This window comes from Pseudomonas sp. BNK-45, from assembly GCF_047456255.1.
Lineage (GTDB): Bacteria > Pseudomonadota > Gammaproteobacteria > Pseudomonadales > Pseudomonadaceae > Aquipseudomonas.
In genome coordinates this window covers 1,604,025-1,618,795 of record NZ_CP179909.1, presented here as the reverse complement: position 1 = coordinate 1,618,795, position 14,771 = coordinate 1,604,025, and the positions used below count along the sequence as shown (strand labels likewise).

At 64.6% G+C, this 14,771-nt stretch carries 19 protein-coding genes; 8 read left to right on the top strand and 11 right to left on the bottom strand.

The genetic code is table 11. The features are described 5' to 3' along the window. Positions 1–8 precede the first annotated feature (8 nt). The 8 genes from ACMGG8_RS07505 to nrdR form a co-directional block, all read right to left on the bottom strand. Positions 9–512 carry a phosphatidylglycerophosphatase A gene (locus ACMGG8_RS07505; RefSeq protein ID WP_060841301.1) on the bottom strand — a complete coding sequence of 168 codons (504 nt, stop codon included), beginning with the start codon at positions 510–512 and terminating at the stop codon, positions 9–11. Next, on the bottom strand, positions 509–1,474 hold the full coding sequence (thiL, locus tag ACMGG8_RS07500; protein ID WP_060841302.1) for a thiamine-phosphate kinase: 966 nt from the start codon (positions 1,472–1,474) through the stop codon (positions 509–511). The genes ACMGG8_RS07505 and thiL overlap by 4 nt, the downstream gene beginning before the upstream one ends. Before the next feature lie 18 nt (positions 1,475–1,492). Beyond that, on the bottom strand, positions 1,493–1,993 hold the full coding sequence (gene nusB, locus ACMGG8_RS07495) for a transcription antitermination factor NusB (RefSeq protein WP_047306286.1): 501 nt from the start codon (positions 1,991–1,993) through the stop codon (positions 1,493–1,495). Beyond that, entirely contained in the window at positions 1,990–2,466 is a 477-nt protein-coding gene (gene ribE / locus ACMGG8_RS07490; protein WP_016968455.1) for a 6,7-dimethyl-8-ribityllumazine synthase, read from the bottom strand. Before ribE ends, nusB begins: the two co-directional genes overlap by 4 nt. 91 nt (positions 2,467–2,557) lie before the next feature. Then, complete coding sequence (gene ribBA / locus ACMGG8_RS07485) at positions 2,558–3,649, bottom strand: bifunctional 3,4-dihydroxy-2-butanone-4-phosphate synthase/GTP cyclohydrolase II (RefSeq protein WP_060841303.1); 1,092 nt, start codon at positions 3,647–3,649, stop codon at positions 2,558–2,560. A gap of 16 nt (positions 3,650–3,665) precedes the next feature. Further along, entirely contained in the window at positions 3,666–4,328 is a 663-nt protein-coding gene (locus ACMGG8_RS07480) for a riboflavin synthase (protein ID WP_060841304.1), read from the bottom strand. 46 nt (positions 4,329–4,374) lie between these two features. Next, the gene (gene ribD / locus ACMGG8_RS07475; protein ID WP_129406566.1) at positions 4,375–5,508 is read right to left on the bottom strand and encodes a bifunctional diaminohydroxyphosphoribosylaminopyrimidine deaminase/5-amino-6-(5-phosphoribosylamino)uracil reductase RibD; all 1,134 of its coding nucleotides are present in this window, start codon (positions 5,506–5,508) and stop codon (positions 4,375–4,377) included. Continuing rightward, positions 5,505–5,969, bottom strand: a complete 465-nt coding sequence (nrdR, locus tag ACMGG8_RS07470) for a transcriptional regulator NrdR (RefSeq protein WP_060841306.1) — start codon at positions 5,967–5,969, stop codon at positions 5,505–5,507. Before nrdR ends, ribD begins: the two co-directional genes overlap by 4 nt. A gap of 129 nt (positions 5,970–6,098) precedes the next feature. Between nrdR and ACMGG8_RS07465 the strand changes: the two genes are divergently transcribed. The 3 genes from ACMGG8_RS07465 to trxA are packed head-to-tail and all read left to right on the top strand — an operon-like array spanning position 6,099 to position 8,168. Then, positions 6,099–6,557: a hypothetical protein gene (locus ACMGG8_RS07465; RefSeq protein WP_060841307.1), complete on the top strand. Its 459-nt coding sequence runs from the start codon at positions 6,099–6,101 to the stop codon at positions 6,555–6,557. Beyond that, the gene (locus tag ACMGG8_RS07460; protein ID WP_414159380.1) at positions 6,554–7,264 is read left to right on the top strand and encodes a class I SAM-dependent methyltransferase; all 711 of its coding nucleotides are present in this window, start codon (positions 6,554–6,556) and stop codon (positions 7,262–7,264) included. Before ACMGG8_RS07465 ends, ACMGG8_RS07460 begins: the two co-directional genes overlap by 4 nt. Before the next feature lie 31 nt (positions 7,265–7,295). Beyond that, positions 7,296–8,168 (top strand): thioredoxin, encoded by an 873-nt coding sequence (gene trxA, locus ACMGG8_RS07455; RefSeq protein ID WP_414159379.1) that lies wholly within the window; start codon positions 7,296–7,298, stop codon positions 8,166–8,168. Positions 8,169–8,260: 92 nt separating this feature from the next. On the opposite strand, the gene ACMGG8_RS07450 is transcribed toward trxA, so the two are convergent. After that, complete coding sequence (locus ACMGG8_RS07450) at positions 8,261–8,608, bottom strand: hypothetical protein (protein WP_414159378.1); 348 nt, start codon at positions 8,606–8,608, stop codon at positions 8,261–8,263. A gap of 134 nt (positions 8,609–8,742) precedes the next feature. Between ACMGG8_RS07450 and ACMGG8_RS07445 the strand changes: the two genes are divergently transcribed. The 5 genes from ACMGG8_RS07445 to ACMGG8_RS07425 all read left to right on the top strand — a co-directional run bounded on the left by ACMGG8_RS07445 (position 8,743) and on the right by ACMGG8_RS07425 (position 12,819). After that, positions 8,743–9,351, top strand: coding sequence for a DUF2796 domain-containing protein (locus ACMGG8_RS07445; RefSeq protein ID WP_414159377.1), 609 nt, complete (start codon positions 8,743–8,745; stop codon positions 9,349–9,351). 61 nt (positions 9,352–9,412) lie between these two features. Continuing rightward, positions 9,413–10,123, top strand: coding sequence for an ABC transporter ATP-binding protein (locus ACMGG8_RS07440; protein WP_060841312.1), 711 nt, complete (start codon positions 9,413–9,415; stop codon positions 10,121–10,123). Position 10,124: 1 nt separating this feature from the next. After that, positions 10,125–11,390: an ABC transporter permease gene (locus tag ACMGG8_RS07435; RefSeq protein ID WP_108546137.1), complete on the top strand. Its 1,266-nt coding sequence runs from the start codon at positions 10,125–10,127 to the stop codon at positions 11,388–11,390. A 25-nt stretch (positions 11,391–11,415) separates the two neighbouring features. Beyond that, a complete protein-coding gene (locus ACMGG8_RS07430) occupies positions 11,416–11,934 on the top strand; it encodes a DUF3299 domain-containing protein (RefSeq protein WP_173655963.1) in 519 nt (172 codons plus the stop codon). 186 nt (positions 11,935–12,120) lie between these two features. Then, positions 12,121–12,819 carry an OmpW/AlkL family protein gene (locus ACMGG8_RS07425; RefSeq protein WP_060841315.1) on the top strand — a complete coding sequence of 233 codons (699 nt, stop codon included), beginning with the start codon at positions 12,121–12,123 and terminating at the stop codon, positions 12,817–12,819. Positions 12,820–12,879: 60 nt separating this feature from the next. Here ACMGG8_RS07425 and ACMGG8_RS07420 read toward each other — a convergent pair whose 3' ends face one another. Further along, complete coding sequence (locus ACMGG8_RS07420; protein ID WP_060841316.1) at positions 12,880–13,809, bottom strand: NAD-dependent epimerase/dehydratase family protein; 930 nt, start codon at positions 13,807–13,809, stop codon at positions 12,880–12,882. Continuing rightward, positions 13,802–14,686, bottom strand: coding sequence for a sugar nucleotide-binding protein (locus tag ACMGG8_RS07415; RefSeq protein ID WP_060841317.1), 885 nt, complete (start codon positions 14,684–14,686; stop codon positions 13,802–13,804). Before ACMGG8_RS07415 ends, ACMGG8_RS07420 begins: the two co-directional genes overlap by 8 nt. Positions 14,687–14,771: the final 85 nt, after the last annotated feature.

Below are 14,771 nucleotides of genomic sequence, written 5' to 3'. Positions count from 1 at the left end.
CTAACCTCTCAGCTGAAACACCACACCAACCCCTGCATCGCCAGCCAGGCGAACACACCGGCCAGCACATCGTCGAGCATGATGCCGACACCGCCGTGCACATGCCGGTCGACCCAGCGAATCGGCCATGGCTTGAGAATGTCGAAGAAGCGGAACATCAGGAAACCCGCCAGCAGCCAGTACCAGCCTTCAGGCACCAGCCACAGGGTGATCCACATGCCGACCATTTCGTCCCAGACGATGCCTTCGTGGTCATGCACCCGCAGATCATCGGCCACCTTGCCGCACAGCCAGAAGCCAAACAGCATGGTGATGCCGAGCATCAGCCAGTAGCCCCAGTCCGGCAGCATCTGCCACAGCGGGATAAAGGGTAGCGCAACCAGCGAGCCCCAGGTGCCGGGCGCCTTGGGCAAGGTGCCGGAGCCGAAGCCGAAAGCCAGGAAGTGCCAGGGATTGCGCCAGACCGACGGCGGGACGAACTCCGCCGGGACCTGCTTGGGATGATCTGTCACGGTGTCTCCGGAAAGTGTTGATAACCCCGGATACCGGGGGTGATGTCCTGGCCGCCGGCATCCAGCAGGGTCACCCCCTGCCCCGCCAGCACTCGCCCCACCACGTGCACCGGCCACCCCGCCGCCCGCAGCGGCGCCAGTTCGGCAGGCGGCAGGGTGAAGGCCAGGACATAGTCGTCGCCCCCGCTCAGGGCGGCAGCGCGAGCACCTTCCAGCCCCAGGAAGCTGAGCAGCGCCGGAGACAGGGGCAGTTTTTCCAGGTCCAGTTGCACGGCAACCGCCGAGGCGGCCGCGATATGCCCGCAATCGGCCAGCAGGCCATCGGAAATGTCCAGGGCGGCGCTGGCCTTGCCTCTCAGGGCCTGACCCAGGGCCAACTGCGGTCGGGGCGACCAGTAGTGGGCCAGCAACGGCTCGGCCACCGCCGCCTCGGCGCGGCGCTGCCCCAGTACCAGCGGCAAGGCGCCGGCCGCATTGCCCAACTCGCCACCGACACACAGCAGGTCGCCGGCACGGGCGCCGCTGCGGGTCAGGGCCTGGCCGCCGGGAACCCGTCCGAACACGGTCAGGGTCAAGGTCAGCGGACCGCGGGTGGTGTCGCCGCCGATCAGGCGCACGCCACAGTCCTGGGCCATGAGGTTCAAGCCGCGGGCATAGGCCTGCAGCCAATCGGTGCTCACCGTCGGCAGGGTCAGGGCCAGGGTAAAGGCCAGCGGCGTGGCACCCATGGCGGCCAGGTCGCTGACAGCCACCGCCAGAGAGCGTTGGCCTAGAAGAAAGGGCTCGCAGGGATCGGCGAAATGCACACCCGCCACCAGGGTGTCGGTGGAAATCGCCAACTGCTCGCCAGGTGCAACCGCCAGCAAGGCGCAGTCATCGCCAATCCCCAGGGCAATACCCTCGCCGCCTTGCGCACAGGGCGCGGCAGCGAAGTAATGACGGATCAGCTCAAACTCGCCCATGGCAGCTGCAAGCGCGGATCAGCGCTTGAACGCCTTCACTTCAGCTTCGCGCAGGCGCGGTGCCAGCTTGTCGAGAACACCATTGACGAACTTGTGGCCATCGGTGGAACCGAAGACCTTGGCCAGTTCGATACCTTCGTTGATCACAACGCGGTAAGGCACGTCGACGCGCTTGAGCAGTTCCCAGGTGGAAAGGCGCAGAACCGCCAGTTCAACCGGATCCAGCTCATCGATGGCGAGGTCCAGGCAAGGCACGAGCGCGGTGTCGATCTCGTTCTTGTTGGCCGGAACCCCGTGCAGGATCTCCCGGAAGTAGGCGCCGTCGATATCAGTGAAATCGTTGTCGACCCGAAACTGCGCTTCGATCTCGTTCAGCGAATGCTTGGCCATGTGCCATTGGTACAGCGCCTGGGTCGCGAGCTGACGGGCTTCGCGACGCTTGGCGCTCTTGGATGGCTTGCCGGCGTTGGCAGGCTTGGGATCGCGCGGGTTGAAACGATCGCTTTCGTCGCTAATCACTTGGCCTCCAACTGCGCCAGCAGGCTGACCATTTCCAGGGCGGACAGGGCAGCTTCAGCACCTTTGTTGCCGGCCTTGGTGCCGGAACGCTCGATGGCTTGTTCGATCGAATCAACGGTCAGCACGCCGAAGGCCACTGGCACGCCGAACTCCATGGACACCTGGGCCAGGCCCTTGGTGCATTCGCCGGCCACGTATTCGAAGTGCGGAGTGCCGCCACGAATGACCGCGCCCAGGGCGACGATCGCCGCATATTCACCCTTCTGTGCGACTTTCTGCGCAACCAACGGAATTTCGAAGGCGCCAGGGGCACGGATGATGGTGATGTCGCTTTCGCTCACGCCATGGCGAACCAGGGCGTCAACCGCGCCACTGACCAGGCTTTCGACGACGAAGCTGTTGAAACGGCCGACCACCAGGGCATAGCGGCCTTTAGGGGCGATGAAGGTACCTTCGATGGTCTTCAGGGTCATTCGACAAATCTCTTAAAGAGCCAGAGCGTGTCTAGCACACGCTCTTCAGTGATATTTGAACCGCGAATTTCAAGCCGCAAACGACCGGCTGTTATTCGGAGGGCACGTATTCTACAACTTCCAGGTCGAAACCGGATATCGCATTAAACTTCATCGGCGCACTCATCAGACGCATTTTGCGGACGCCCAGGTCGCGGAGGATCTGCGAACCGGCACCCACGATGCTGTAGGTGGTGGGTTTCTTCACCGGCTGGTGTTCCGCAGTTTCACGGATGTGCGCCAGCAGTACATCGCCATCCAGCGGGTGCCCCAGCAACAGCACCACACCACTGCCGGCTTCGGCCACGGTGGCCATGGCCGCGCGCAGGCTCCAGCGGCCCGGCTGCTTGACCATCAGCAGGTCGCGCAGCGGGTCCATGTTGTGCACCCGCACCAGGGTCGGTTCCTCTGCGCAAATGTCCCCCAGGGTCAGGGCCATGTGCACGTCGCCTTCCACGGAATCACGATAGGTCACCAGGTTGAACTGGCCCAGTTCGCTGTCCAGGGGCTGCTCGGCAATCCGCTGAACGGTACGTTCGTGGATCATCCGGTAGTGAATCAGGTCGGCGATGGTGCCGATCTTGATGTTGTGCTCGGCGGCGAAGGCTTCCAGCTCGGTGCGACGGGACATGGTGCCGTCGTCGTTCATCACCTCGCAGATCACCCCGCTTGGCTCGAAACCGGCCATGCGCGCCAGGTCGCAGGCGGCTTCGGTGTGGCCGGCACGGGCCAGGGTTCCACCGGGCTGCGCCATCAGCGGGAAGATGTGGCCCGGGCTGACGATGTCCTCGGGCTTGGCGTCCTTGGCGGCCGCCGCTTGCACGGTGCGCGCACGGTCGGCGGCCGAGATGCCGGTGGTCACGCCTTCGGTGGCCTCGATGGAGACGGTGAACTTGGTGCCGAAGCCGGAACCGTTGCGCGGCGCCATCAGCGGCAGCTTGAGCAACTCGCAACGCTCGCGGCTCATGGGCATGCAGATCAGGCCACGGGCGTGCTTGGCCATGAAGTTGATGTGCTCGGCCTTGCAGCACTCGGCGGCCATGATCAGGTCGCCTTCGTTCTCGCGGTCTTCGTCATCCATGAGGATGACCATCTTGCCTTGGCGGATGTCTTCAACCAGTTCTTCGATGCTGTTGAGCGCCACGCGGCACCCCCTTGAGTCAGGATTTGAGATAGCCGTTAGCGGCCAGAAAACTTTCGGTAATGGTGCCGCCAGTGGCCTCGGCCGCCTTGTCGCCCAGCAGCAGGCGCTCCAGGTAGCGCGCCAGCAGGTCGACCTCGAGGTTGACCTGCCGACCCGGCCGGTAGTCGGCCATGATGGTTTCCGCCAGGGTGTGGGGCACGATGGTCAGCTCGAACTCGGCGCCATTCACCGCGTTGACCGTCAGGCTGGTGCCGTCGACGGTGATCGAGCCTTTATGGGCGATGTACTTGGCCAGCTCCTTCGGCGCACGGATACGGAACTGAATGGCCCGGGCATTTTCCTCCCGCGCCACCACTTCACCGACGCCGTCGACGTGACCACTGACCAGGTGACCGCCCAGGCGGGTGGTCGGGGTCAGGGCTTTCTCCAGGTTGACCCGGCTGCCGGTTTTCAACTGATGGAAGGCGGTGCAATCCAGGGTCTCGCGGCTGACATCGGCCCAGAAACCATCGCCCGGCAGCTCGACCGCGGTCAGGCAGACGCCGTTCACCGCGATGCTGTCGCCCAGTTTGACGTCGGCCAGATCAAGCTTGCCGGTTTCTACATAGACCCGCACATCTCCGCCTTTTGGGGTCAATGCGCGAATGCTGCCGATGGATTCGATGATGCCGGTGAACATGGAGTCCTCCTCGAGAACGGGCCGCCGGGTAGGCGAAAGTCGGGAATTATACGCTCGCTGGTGGGGCCGGGATGGCAGTGACTCGCCAGTCATCGCCCACCGCGCGCATTTCGATGATCTTGAGCAAGGGCGCCTGGCTCATCCGCGCCAGCGGCCAGTCCAGCAGCGGCCGCGCAGAGGAGCCGAGGAACTTGCCGGCGACGAAGATCTGGTACTCGTCCACCAGGCCCTGCTGGGCAAAGGCTCCGGCCAATCGCGGACCGGCTTCCACCAGCACCTCGTTGACACCTCGGGCGGCGAGCTCCAGCAACAGCCGACGCAGATCCACCAGGCCATCGGGGCCGGGCACGATCAGGCATTCCGGACCGTTGGCATACTGCTCCTCCACCGCCGCGCAGGTCGCTACCAGGGCGGGGCCGGCCTTGAAGAACGGTGCATCGAGGGGCACTCGCAGGCGACCATCGATCAACACCCGCAGCGGCGGCCGGCTCATGGCCAGGGCCGTCTGCTCGGCGTCCAGGCCCAGTTCGGCAGCGCGCACGGTCAGCCGCGCATCATCGGCCAGCACCGTATCGGCACCGGTCAGCACCACGGACGATTCGGCCCGCAGGCGCTGCACCGCAGAGCGCGCCGCAGGCCCGGTGATCCACTGGCTTTCACCACTGGCCATCGCTGTTCGACCATCAAGGCTCATGGCCAGCTTGACCCGCACATAAGGCAGGCCGTGTTCCATGCGCTTGAGAAAACCCTTGTTGATCGCCCGGGCCTCGGCCTCCAGTACACCGCTGTGGGTGTCGATACCGGCCTGGGCCAGGCGCTGCAAGCCACGCCCGGCGACTTCCGGGTTCGGGTCCTGCATCGCCGCGACCACCCGCGCCACTCCGGCATTGACCAGGGCATCGGCACAAGGCGGCGTGCGCCCGTGATGACTGCAAGGCTCCAGGGTCACATAGGCCGTGGCGCCACGGGCCTGGTCAGCGGCCGCGCGCAGGGCGTGGACTTCGGCGTGGGGTTCGCCGGCCCGTACATGCCAGCCCTCACCCACCACCTGGCCGTCGCGCACGATGACGCAACCGACCCGGGGATTGGGATGGGTGGAGTAGCGCCCCTTGCGCGCCAGTTCCAGAGCGCGGGCCATGTAGTGCGCGTCGAGCACCGCTTGCTCCGGGGACTGGCTCATGGCTTGACCGGCTCGCGGGCGAGGCGGTCGATCTCTTCGCGGAATTCGTTGAGGTCCTGGAAGCGCCGGTACACCGACGCGAAACGGATATAGGCGACTTCATCGAGCTTCTGCAGCTCGGTCATCACCAGTTCACCCACGACCAGGGATTTGACTTCACGCTCGCCGGTGGCCCGCAGCTTGTGCTTGATGTGCACCAGCGCCGCTTCCAGGCGCTCGACACTCACCGGGCGTTTTTCCAGGGCGCGCTGCATGCCGGCGCGTAGTTTTTCTTCGTCGAAGGGCTGACGGCTGCCGTCAGTCTTGATCAGGCGCGGCATCACCAGTTCGGCGGTTTCGAAGGTGGTGAAACGCTCACCACAGGCCAGGCATTCACGCCGGCGGCGCACCTGTTCGCCCTCGGCGACCAGACGCGAGTCGATGACCTTGGTGTCGTTGGCACCGCAGAAGGGACAGTGCATGGTGGCAGGCAACAAAAAAAGGGAGGGCCATGTTAGCGCATCCCACTGGCAAGACAAGCCATAGCCTTTACGGTATACAGACCGACTATTATGTTTCGCACACGGAAATTCGCCTTGTTGGAGCTTCAGATGCCGCTCAGACCGCTCGTTTTGCTCAGTCTTGTCAGCCTGCTGGTCGCCTGCAGCAGCGATGCCCCGAAACCTGCGGCCCCCGTCTCCTCCTCGCCACAGACGGTGAAAAAAAATCAGCAACCTGTCGATCTCGGCCCCTTGCCGGCCTATCAGCGCGAACTGAGCGGCACCCTTGAGGGCGTGCCGGCCGGCGCCGACGTGGAACTGGCCCTGCTGGTGATCGATGAACGCAGTCGCCCGCAACGCCTTTTGGCCAGCAGCAACCTCAACGGCACCAGTCAGGCTCTGCCGTTTCGCCTGCGTTTCGCCGCCGAGGCGTTCCCGAGCGGAGCCCGGGTCGAACTGCGTGGCCGCGCCAGCCAATCCGGCCAGTTGATCCTGCACCTGCCGGCGGTACGCATCGACCAACCCACCACCCAGGCTCTGGGACCACTGCAATTCGTCAAAGCCCCATGAACCCACCGCTCGACCTGCAAGACGCCCTCAGCGAACTGCTGGGGGACGCACAACTGGTGGCCTGCGAGCTGCCCGATACCCAGCTGAAACTCTGGCTGATCGACGCCCGGAACATGGACCGCGCCTTCACCCCGGAAGAAACCCGGCGCATTCTCCACGAGCCGCCTTACTGGAGTTTCTGCTGGGCCAGCGGCCTGGCCCTGGCCCGCTACCTGGCCGAACACCCGCACTGGGTGCAAGGCAAGCGGGTGCTGGATTTCGGCGCCGGCTCCGGGGTGGCGGCGATTGCCGCAGCCAGGGCCGGAGCCCTGGAAGTGGTGGCTTGCGACCTCGACCCGCTGGCCATTGCCGCCTGCCGGGCCAACGCCGAACTCAACGGCGTCGAGCTCAGTTATTCCACGGACTTTTTCGCCGAGGCTGATCGCTTCGACCTGATCCTGGTGGCGGATGTGCTCTATGACCGGGCCAACCTGCCGCTACTGGACAAGTTTCTCAGCCGTGGCCGCCAGGCCCTGGTGGCGGACTCCCGGGTCAGGGACTTCCAGCACCCGCTGTATCAGCGCCTGGAAACACTCAATGCCCTGACCCTGCCGGACCTGGCCGAGCCTTGGGAGTTTCGCAAGGTGAGCCTGTATCACGCGCAGCGGCCATTGGCCGGCAAACCGGCGCCCGCAGGCGATAGCGATCTGTCCCGGGCAACTTTATAGTGCTTCCATTCCCGCTTATTCGAGATACCCAATGAGTCAGGACACGCCGTATATCTTCGACGCCCGCACCGCCGACTTCGACCAGTCGGTCATCGAGAACTCCTTCCACAAGCCGGTCCTGGTGGACTTCTGGGCCGAATGGTGCGCGCCCTGCAAGGCGCTGATGCCGATGCTGCAACAGATCGCCGAGAGCTATCAGGGCGAGCTGCTGCTGGCCAAGGTCAACTGTGATGTCGAGCAGGACATCGTCGCCCGCTTCGGCATCCGCAGCCTGCCCACCGTGGTGCTGTTCAAGGACGGCCAGCCGGTGGACGGCTTTGCCGGCGCGCAGCCGGAATCCGCGGTGCGGGCCATGCTCGAACCCCATGTGCAGATGCCGCCACCGCCCGCTGCCGACCCGCTGGAACAGGCCGAAGCACTGTTTGGCGAAGGCCGTATCGGCGACGCCGAAGCCCTCCTCAAAGTGCTGCTGGGTGAAGACAACAGCAACGCCAGGGCGCTGATTCTCTATGCCCGCTGCCTGGCCGAACGCGGCGAACTGGGTGAAGCCCAGACCGTGCTCGACGCGGTCAAGAGCGATGAGCATAAGGCCGCCCTGGCCGGCGCCAAGGCGCAGATCACCTTCCTCAAGCAGGCCGCGGATCTGCCGGATGCCGCCGACCTCAAGGCGCGGCTGGCCAAGGACCCGCTGGACGACGAGGCAACGTACCAGCTGTCGATCCAGCAACTGGCTCGTCAGCAATACGAAGCGGCGCTGGAGGCTTTGCTCAAACTCTTCATGCGCAACCGCAGCTACAACGAAGGCATTGCCCACAAGACCCTGCTGCAGGTGTTCGACCTGCTGGGCAACGATCATCCGCTGGTAACCGCCTACCGCCGCAAACTGTTCGCCGCCCTGTACTGAGCAGGATGTGCCGGCGTGTGTAGGAGCTGGCTTGCCAGCGAAAGCGTTCTGACAGACCTAACGCGTTCGCCAGCAAGCTGGCTCCTACAGGCTCACTGCACCCAGCTGTAGATCGGCGTATCGGCGCCGCTGACCACCTTGACCTCGGTGCAGTGGCGCAAGCGCACCAGCAGGCGCTTGCCCGCCGCCGCGCTGCCGGTCAGCCCCTCCAACTGCTCCAGCAACTCGGGCCCGCTAATCTGGCCCGCCTTGCGCAACAGATCCTTGGCGGTCTGCCACAAGGCATCGTCCTGGCTGGCCGGCTTGCTCACCGGCGTCGGTGCCGCCGCTTCAGGCCTGGCCGCCTGCAACTGCGCGCCCAGTTGCGCCCAATCGCCCTCGTCCAGCTCCAGGGTCAAATCCACCGGCCAGTCGCCGATGCTTCCACGAATTCGCAACATCGCTGCACTCCCGATTTTTTCTGACGAGCATGCTCCCACGCGTCTTGCGCAACGCCAAGCAGACGGTCAAACTCTGCGGCCCATTGTTATAAGATTACATAACATTTTTTTCATCCTCGCCCTGGAGACTTGCTATGCGCCGTCTGCTCCTCGCCTTGCCGTTTGCCCTGTTGCCACTGGCTGTTGCTCAGGCCGTGCAAGCCCATGAACACGAGCATGAACACGGCAGCCTCGGCACCCATGAACATGGGGTCGCCCGCCTGAACGCGGTGCTCGACGGCCAAGCCCTGGAGCTGGAGCTGGAAAGCCCGGCGATGAACCTGGTGGGCTTCGAGCACGCACCCAGCACCGACGCCGACAAGGCCAAGGTAGCGGCCGCCCGCGCCCAGCTGGAACAACCCCTGGTGCTGTTCAGCCTGCCCAAGGCGGCCGCGTGCGTGGTAGCCAAGCAGGAACTGCAGAGCCCGCTGTTCGGTGACAAGCCCGATGCCGATGATCACGATGACGACGACCACGACGAAGAGGCCAAGGACGCCAACGGCCATGAGCATCACCATGAGCACAGCGAGATCCACGCTCACTACCAGTTCACCTGCGCCAAGCCGGACGCCCTGAAGAGCCTCGACCTGGGGCAGATCTTCAAGACCTTCCCCGCCACCCAGAAAATTCAGGTACAACTGATTTCGCCAAGCGGCCAGCAAGGTGTCGAAGCCACGGCCAAGGCTGCCACCCTGAAGTTTTGAGCGCTGCACCTGTAGCCGCCCGCGGTGGCGGCTACACCACTCACTGCATGATCGGCCCAACATGACCCAAGCACTTATCGAACTGTCCGACCTGACTTTCAGCTGGCCCGGCCACCCTCAGTTGCTGGACATCCCGGCCTTCCGCCTGGAAGCCGGCGAGACGCTGTTCCTCAAGGGCCCCAGCGGCAGTGGCAAGACCACCCTGCTGGGCCTGCTCGGCGGGGTACAAAAACCCAGTCACGGCAGCATCCGCCTGCTGGGCCAGGAACTGACCGAGCTGTCCGCCGGGGCCCGCGATCGCTTTCGTGTCGATCACACCGGCTACATCTTCCAGCAGTTCAACCTGCTGCCATTTCTCTCGGTGCGCGAGAACGTCGAACTGCCCTGCCACTTCTCCAAACTGCGGGCCAGTCGCGCCCTGCAGCGCCACGGCAGCGTCGATCAGGCCGCGTCCACCCTGCTGGCCCACCTGGGCCTGAAAGACCCCGATCTGCTCGGCCGTCGCGCCGACTCTTTGTCCATCGGCCAACAGCAACGGGTCGCCGCGGCCAGGGCGCTGATCGGCCAGCCGGAGCTGGTGATCGCCGACGAGCCGACCTCGGCGCTGGACTACGACGCCCGCGAAGCCTTCATCCAACTGCTCTTCGCCGAATGCCGCGAGGCCGGGGCCAGCCTGCTGTTCGTCAGCCACGACCAGAGCCTGGCGCCGCTGTTCGATCGCAACCTGTCGCTGGCCGAACTCAATCGCGCCGCCAAGCCTGCAGAGGTCTGAGATGTATCTGTTCCGTCTAGCCATGGCCAGCCTGGCTAACCGCCGCTTCACCGCGATCCTCACCGCCTTTGCCATCGCCCTTTCGGTCTGCCTGCTGCTGGCGGTGGAACGGGTACGCACCGAAGCCCGAGCCAGCTTCGCCAGCACCATCAGCGGCACCGACCTGATCGTCGGCGCCCGTTCCGGCTCGGTGAATCTGCTGCTGTACTCGGTGTTCCGCATCGGCAACGCCACCAACAACATCCGCTGGGACAGCTTCGAGCATTTCGCCAGCAACCCGAAGGTGAAGTGGGCGATCCCGATTTCCCTGGGCGACTCCCACCGCGGCTATCGGGTCATGGGCACCACCGAGGCCTACTTCCAGCACTACCAGTACGGTCATCAGCAAAGCCTGCAACTGGCCGTGGGCCGGGCTTTCGCCAGCGACCCTTTCGAGGTGGTACTGGGTGCCGAAGTCGCCGACGCCCTGCACTACAAGCTGGGGGACCAGCTGGTGCTGGCCCATGGCGTTGCGGCCATCAGCCTGGTCAAGCATGACGACAAGCCCTTCACCGTGGTCGGCATCCTCAAGCGCACCGGCACTCCGGTGGACCGCACGCTGCACATCAGCCTGGGCGGCATGGAAGCGATCCACATCGACTGGCACAACGGCGTGCCGGCCCGTGGCGATGGCCGTATCAGTGCCGATCAGGCGCGCAACATGGACCTGACGCCCCAGGCGATCACCGCCTTCATGCTCGGCCTCAACAGCAAGATCTCGACCTTCGCCCTGCAGCGCGAGATCAACGAGTTCCGCGGCGAGCCGATGCTGGCGATCCTGCCCGGCGTGGCCCTGCAGGAGCTCTGGAGCCTGATGGGCACCGCCGAGAAGGCCCTGTTCGTGGTGTCGTTGTTCGTGGTGCTCACCGGCCTGATCGGCATGCTCACGGCGATCCTCACCAGCCTCAACGAGCGCCGTCGGGAGATGGCCATTCTGCGTTCGGTGGGGGCCCGGCCCTGGCATATTGCAACCCTGCTGGTACTGGAGGCGTTCGCCCTGGCGCTGACCGGGGTTCTGGCCGGGCTTGGCCTGCTGTACCTGGGCATCGCCCTGGCCCAGGGCTATGTGCAATCGAACTACGGCCTGTACCTGCCGTTGTCCTGGCCCAGCCAATATGAGTGGACGCTGCTGGGCGGTATCCTGATCGCCGCCTTGCTGATGGGCAGCGTGCCGGCCTGGCGCGCCTACCGGCAATCCCTGGCCGACGGCCTGTCGATTCGTTTATGAGCCCTGCCTTATGAAGACCCAACGCTTGCTGCGCTCCCTGCTTGCCCTGTCGCTGCTGTTCAGCTCGCCGCTGTGGGCGGCGGCGCCGAAGGATCTGACCTGGTCGGAAATGATCCCGCCGGACGCGCCGCCGGAAGTGCCGAACATGAAGCCGCTGCACGACCTGTCGCAGATGAGCGATGCACTGGCCGCCGAATCGGCCCCCGCCGCCAAGCAGGACCTGCCCAATGCGCCGGTGGTGAAGAGCCTGGACGGCCAGTCGGTGCGCCTGCCCGGCTACATCGTGCCCCTGGAAGTGAACGAGGACGGCCGCACCACCGAGTTTCTCCTGGTGCCCTACTTCGGCGCCTGCATCCACGTGCCGCCACCGCCGTCGAACCAGATCGTCCACGTCACCAGCGAGCTGGGGGTCAAGCTCGACGAGCTGTATCAGCCTTACTGGATCGAGGGCGACATGCAGGTCAAGCCCTCTAGCAGCGAGCTGGCGGACGCCGGCTACCAGATGGCGGCGCAGAAGATCTATGTCTACGAGTTGCAGGAGTGAAGGCGGCAGCGGCGCCGGCGAGTCGGCGCCGACAGGGCCTGGGCACGAGGCCAAAAGAGTGCAGAACAAAAGAATAGTTCAGCCCTGCCACCGGGGTTTGTCATTTCATTGAGCTGAGTCAAGGCGGTCAACTTGACGATCCTTACCATTGGACATAGCCAATTTGAATCGTCCTTTGGAGCTCCCATGCACAAGTCTCTGCTTAGCGCTTCCCTGATCGCGCTCGCCATCGCCGCCCCGATTGCCAACGCCCACGAAGCGGGCGACATTCTCGTCCGCGCCGGTGCCATCACCGTCAATCCGAAAGCCGACAGCGGCAGCGTCAAAGTGGACCGCGGCCCGGCAGAAGGCACCAACCTGGGTGGCAAGGCCACCATGAGCAGCGACACTCAGCTGGGTCTGAACTTCGCCTACATGCTCACCAACAACATCGGTATCGAACTGCTGGCCGCCACTCCGTTCGAACACGATGTGAAGCTCAAGGACACCTCCCTGGCCGCGGCCAACGGCAAGCTCGGTACCCTCAAGCACCTGCCGCCAACCCTGAGCGTGGTCTACTACCCGCTGGACTCCAAGTCGGTGTTCCAACCCTATGTCGGCGCCGGTATCAACTACACCTGGATCTACGACGAACACGTCGGCAGCCGTGCCAACGCAGCCGGTTTCGACAACTTCCGCGCCAAGAACTCCTGGGGCCTGGCCTGGCAGGTGGGTGCTGACTACATGCTGACCGACAAGCTGATGCTCAACGCCCAAGTGCGTTACATCGACATCAACACCACCGCCTACGTGGACAACAACAGCGTGGCTCCCGGCACTCGCGCCAAGGTCAACGTTGACGTCGACCCGATGGTCTACATGGTGGGTCTGGGCTACAAGTTCTAAGCCCGTCAGTCATGAAAAAAGGCGCCTTGCAAGGCGCCTTTTTCATGTCTGCAATGCCCCTCAACGCCCCATCAGGCGCGCCAGGCCGACACTCATCGGCGTGGGTTCGGGGAACCTGAAGCGCTGCAGCAGCCGCTGATTGCTGGCCCGGGAATGACGGATATCGCCGGCACGGGCCGGACCGTAGCTGATGGGCGGCAACTCGCCGACCACCTCGGCCAGGGCCGCAAGCATCTGCTTGAGGGTGGTGGCCTGGTTCAGGCCGACGTTGACCGCCCCCACTTCCAGCTGCGGCGCTTGGATGGCCTGTACCAGCACCTCCACCAGATCACCGACGTAGACGAAGTCCCGAGTCTGCTCGCCATCGCCGAACACGGTGATGGGCAGCCCCTGCTGGGCCCGCTCGCTGAAGATGCTGATCACCCCGGAATAGGGCGACGACGGGTCCTGGCGTGGACCGAAGATGTTGAAGAACCGGAAGATCGCCGGTTCCAGGCCGTGCTGACGCCGGTAGAAATCGAAGTAGTGCTCGCTGGCCAGCTTGTCCGAGGCATAAGGGGTCAACGGCGCCTTGGCCGTGTCCTCATCGATCGACTGGCCTTCGCCGTTGTTGCCGTACACCGCTGCACTGGACGCGAACAGCACCCGTTTGACGCCATGCAGGCGCATGGCCTCGCAGACATTCAGGGTGCCGATGAAGTTGCTCTGGTGGGTCTGCACCGGGTCGTCCACCGAAGCCTGCACCGAAGCCACCGCCGCCAGGTGCGCCACCGCGCTGCAGCCTTGCATGACACGGTTCACCAGCGCCGCATCGGCGACATCGCCCTCGATCAGCTCCAGCCGCGGGTTATCCAGTGGCAGGTTGCTCGGCTTGCCGGTGGACAAGTCGTCCAGCACCCGCACCGAGTAGCCCTGGGCAAGCAGCGCATCGGTCAGGTGCGAGCCAATAAATCCGGCACCGCCGGTGATCAGTACAGGGCCATCAGCCATGACGATAAAACCTATCCAGTAAGGCCGGGAGCGCGGCACGCCAGGCGCGCGGCTTGATCCCGAAGGTGTGAAGGATCTTCTTGCAGGCCAGTACCGCGTGCTGCGGTTCTTCGGCGGCATCGGCACAGGCCGCGTGGGCCTGGGCGGTGGGGGCCTCGATGGCCAGCGGGTGCAGTTGCCGGGCCTCGCTGAGCACCGCCTGCCCCAGGGCCAGGGGGGTGGTCGCTTCCTGGCCGGCATAGTGGTAGGTGCCCCACAGCGGCGCGGCGCAATCGAGCTGCTTGAGCACCGAGATGATCACTCGCGCGGCGTCGTCTACTGGGGTCGGGTTGCCCCGACGATCGTCCGCCATCAACAGCTCTTCGGCAGACTCGGCCCGGGCGAGGAAACGCCCGAGAATGCCCTCGGCGCTGTCGTCCAGCAACCAGCCGAAACGCAGCAGCACGTGTTGAGGGCAAGTGGCGCGAACGCTCTGTTCGATCCGCCACAGCGCCTGGCCGCGCAGCCCCAGAGGCACCGGCTCGTCTTTCTCGCTGTAGGCGGTGGCTCGAGAGCCGTCGAACACTCGGTAGCTCGAAGGCTGCAGGAGAATGATGTTGTGATGCTGGCAAAGCTCCGCCAGGCGCTCGACCGCACGTTCCTGGCCGCTCAAGCGGGTCTCGCCCACCGTCTCCGCCTGAAACCAGTCGAAGTAGTAAGCCAGATTGATCAAGGCATCCGGACGGGTGTCATCAAGCAGTTGCGTGAGGCTCGCGGCGTCCCAACCGTCTTGCGGGGGACGGGGAGCGAGGAAACCGATGTCTTCCTCCGCACCCAGGCGAATCAGCGCCTGCCCAAGGGCATTTCCGCCGCCCAGTAACATAAGGCGCATTCGCATAGAGTCAGCAGGCCCAGTCTGTTCAGAACGATGGTTTGGATCGGCCAATCCCGTGGTTTCGACCGTCGAGAATTGCCGGAATCGT

Bases quoted from the DNA above. Each gene is read 5' to 3' on its own strand.
- ACMGG8_RS07415 (WP_060841317.1), bottom strand. From the start codon at position 14,686: ATGCGAATGCGCCTTATGTTACTGGGCGGCGGAAATGCCCTTGGGCAG.
- ribE (WP_016968455.1), bottom strand. From the start codon at position 2,466: ATGACCCTGAAGACCATCGAAGGTACCTTCATCGCCCCTAAAGGCCGC.
- ribD (WP_129406566.1), bottom strand. From the start codon at position 5,508: ATGAGCCAGTCCCCGGAGCAAGCGGTGCTCGACGCGCACTACATGGCC.
- thiL (WP_060841302.1), bottom strand. From the start codon at position 1,474: ATGGGCGAGTTTGAGCTGATCCGTCATTACTTCGCTGCCGCGCCCTGT.
- ACMGG8_RS07440 (WP_060841312.1), top strand. From the start codon at position 9,413: ATGACCCAAGCACTTATCGAACTGTCCGACCTGACTTTCAGCTGGCCC.
- ACMGG8_RS07445 (WP_414159377.1), top strand. From the start codon at position 8,743: ATGCGCCGTCTGCTCCTCGCCTTGCCGTTTGCCCTGTTGCCACTGGCT.
- ACMGG8_RS07480 (WP_060841304.1), bottom strand. From the start codon at position 4,328: ATGTTCACCGGCATCATCGAATCCATCGGCAGCATTCGCGCATTGACC.
- ACMGG8_RS07425 (WP_060841315.1), top strand. From the start codon at position 12,121: ATGCACAAGTCTCTGCTTAGCGCTTCCCTGATCGCGCTCGCCATCGCC.
- ACMGG8_RS07420 (WP_060841316.1), bottom strand. From the start codon at position 13,809: ATGGCTGATGGCCCTGTACTGATCACCGGCGGTGCCGGATTTATTGGC.
- ACMGG8_RS07460 (WP_414159380.1), top strand. From the start codon at position 6,554: ATGAACCCACCGCTCGACCTGCAAGACGCCCTCAGCGAACTGCTGGGG.
- nrdR (WP_060841306.1), bottom strand. From the start codon at position 5,969: ATGCACTGTCCCTTCTGCGGTGCCAACGACACCAAGGTCATCGACTCG.
- ACMGG8_RS07465 (WP_060841307.1), top strand. From the start codon at position 6,099: ATGCCGCTCAGACCGCTCGTTTTGCTCAGTCTTGTCAGCCTGCTGGTC.
- trxA (WP_414159379.1), top strand. From the start codon at position 7,296: ATGAGTCAGGACACGCCGTATATCTTCGACGCCCGCACCGCCGACTTC.
- ACMGG8_RS07435 (WP_108546137.1), top strand. From the start codon at position 10,125: ATGTATCTGTTCCGTCTAGCCATGGCCAGCCTGGCTAACCGCCGCTTC.
- ACMGG8_RS07450 (WP_414159378.1), bottom strand. From the start codon at position 8,608: ATGTTGCGAATTCGTGGAAGCATCGGCGACTGGCCGGTGGATTTGACC.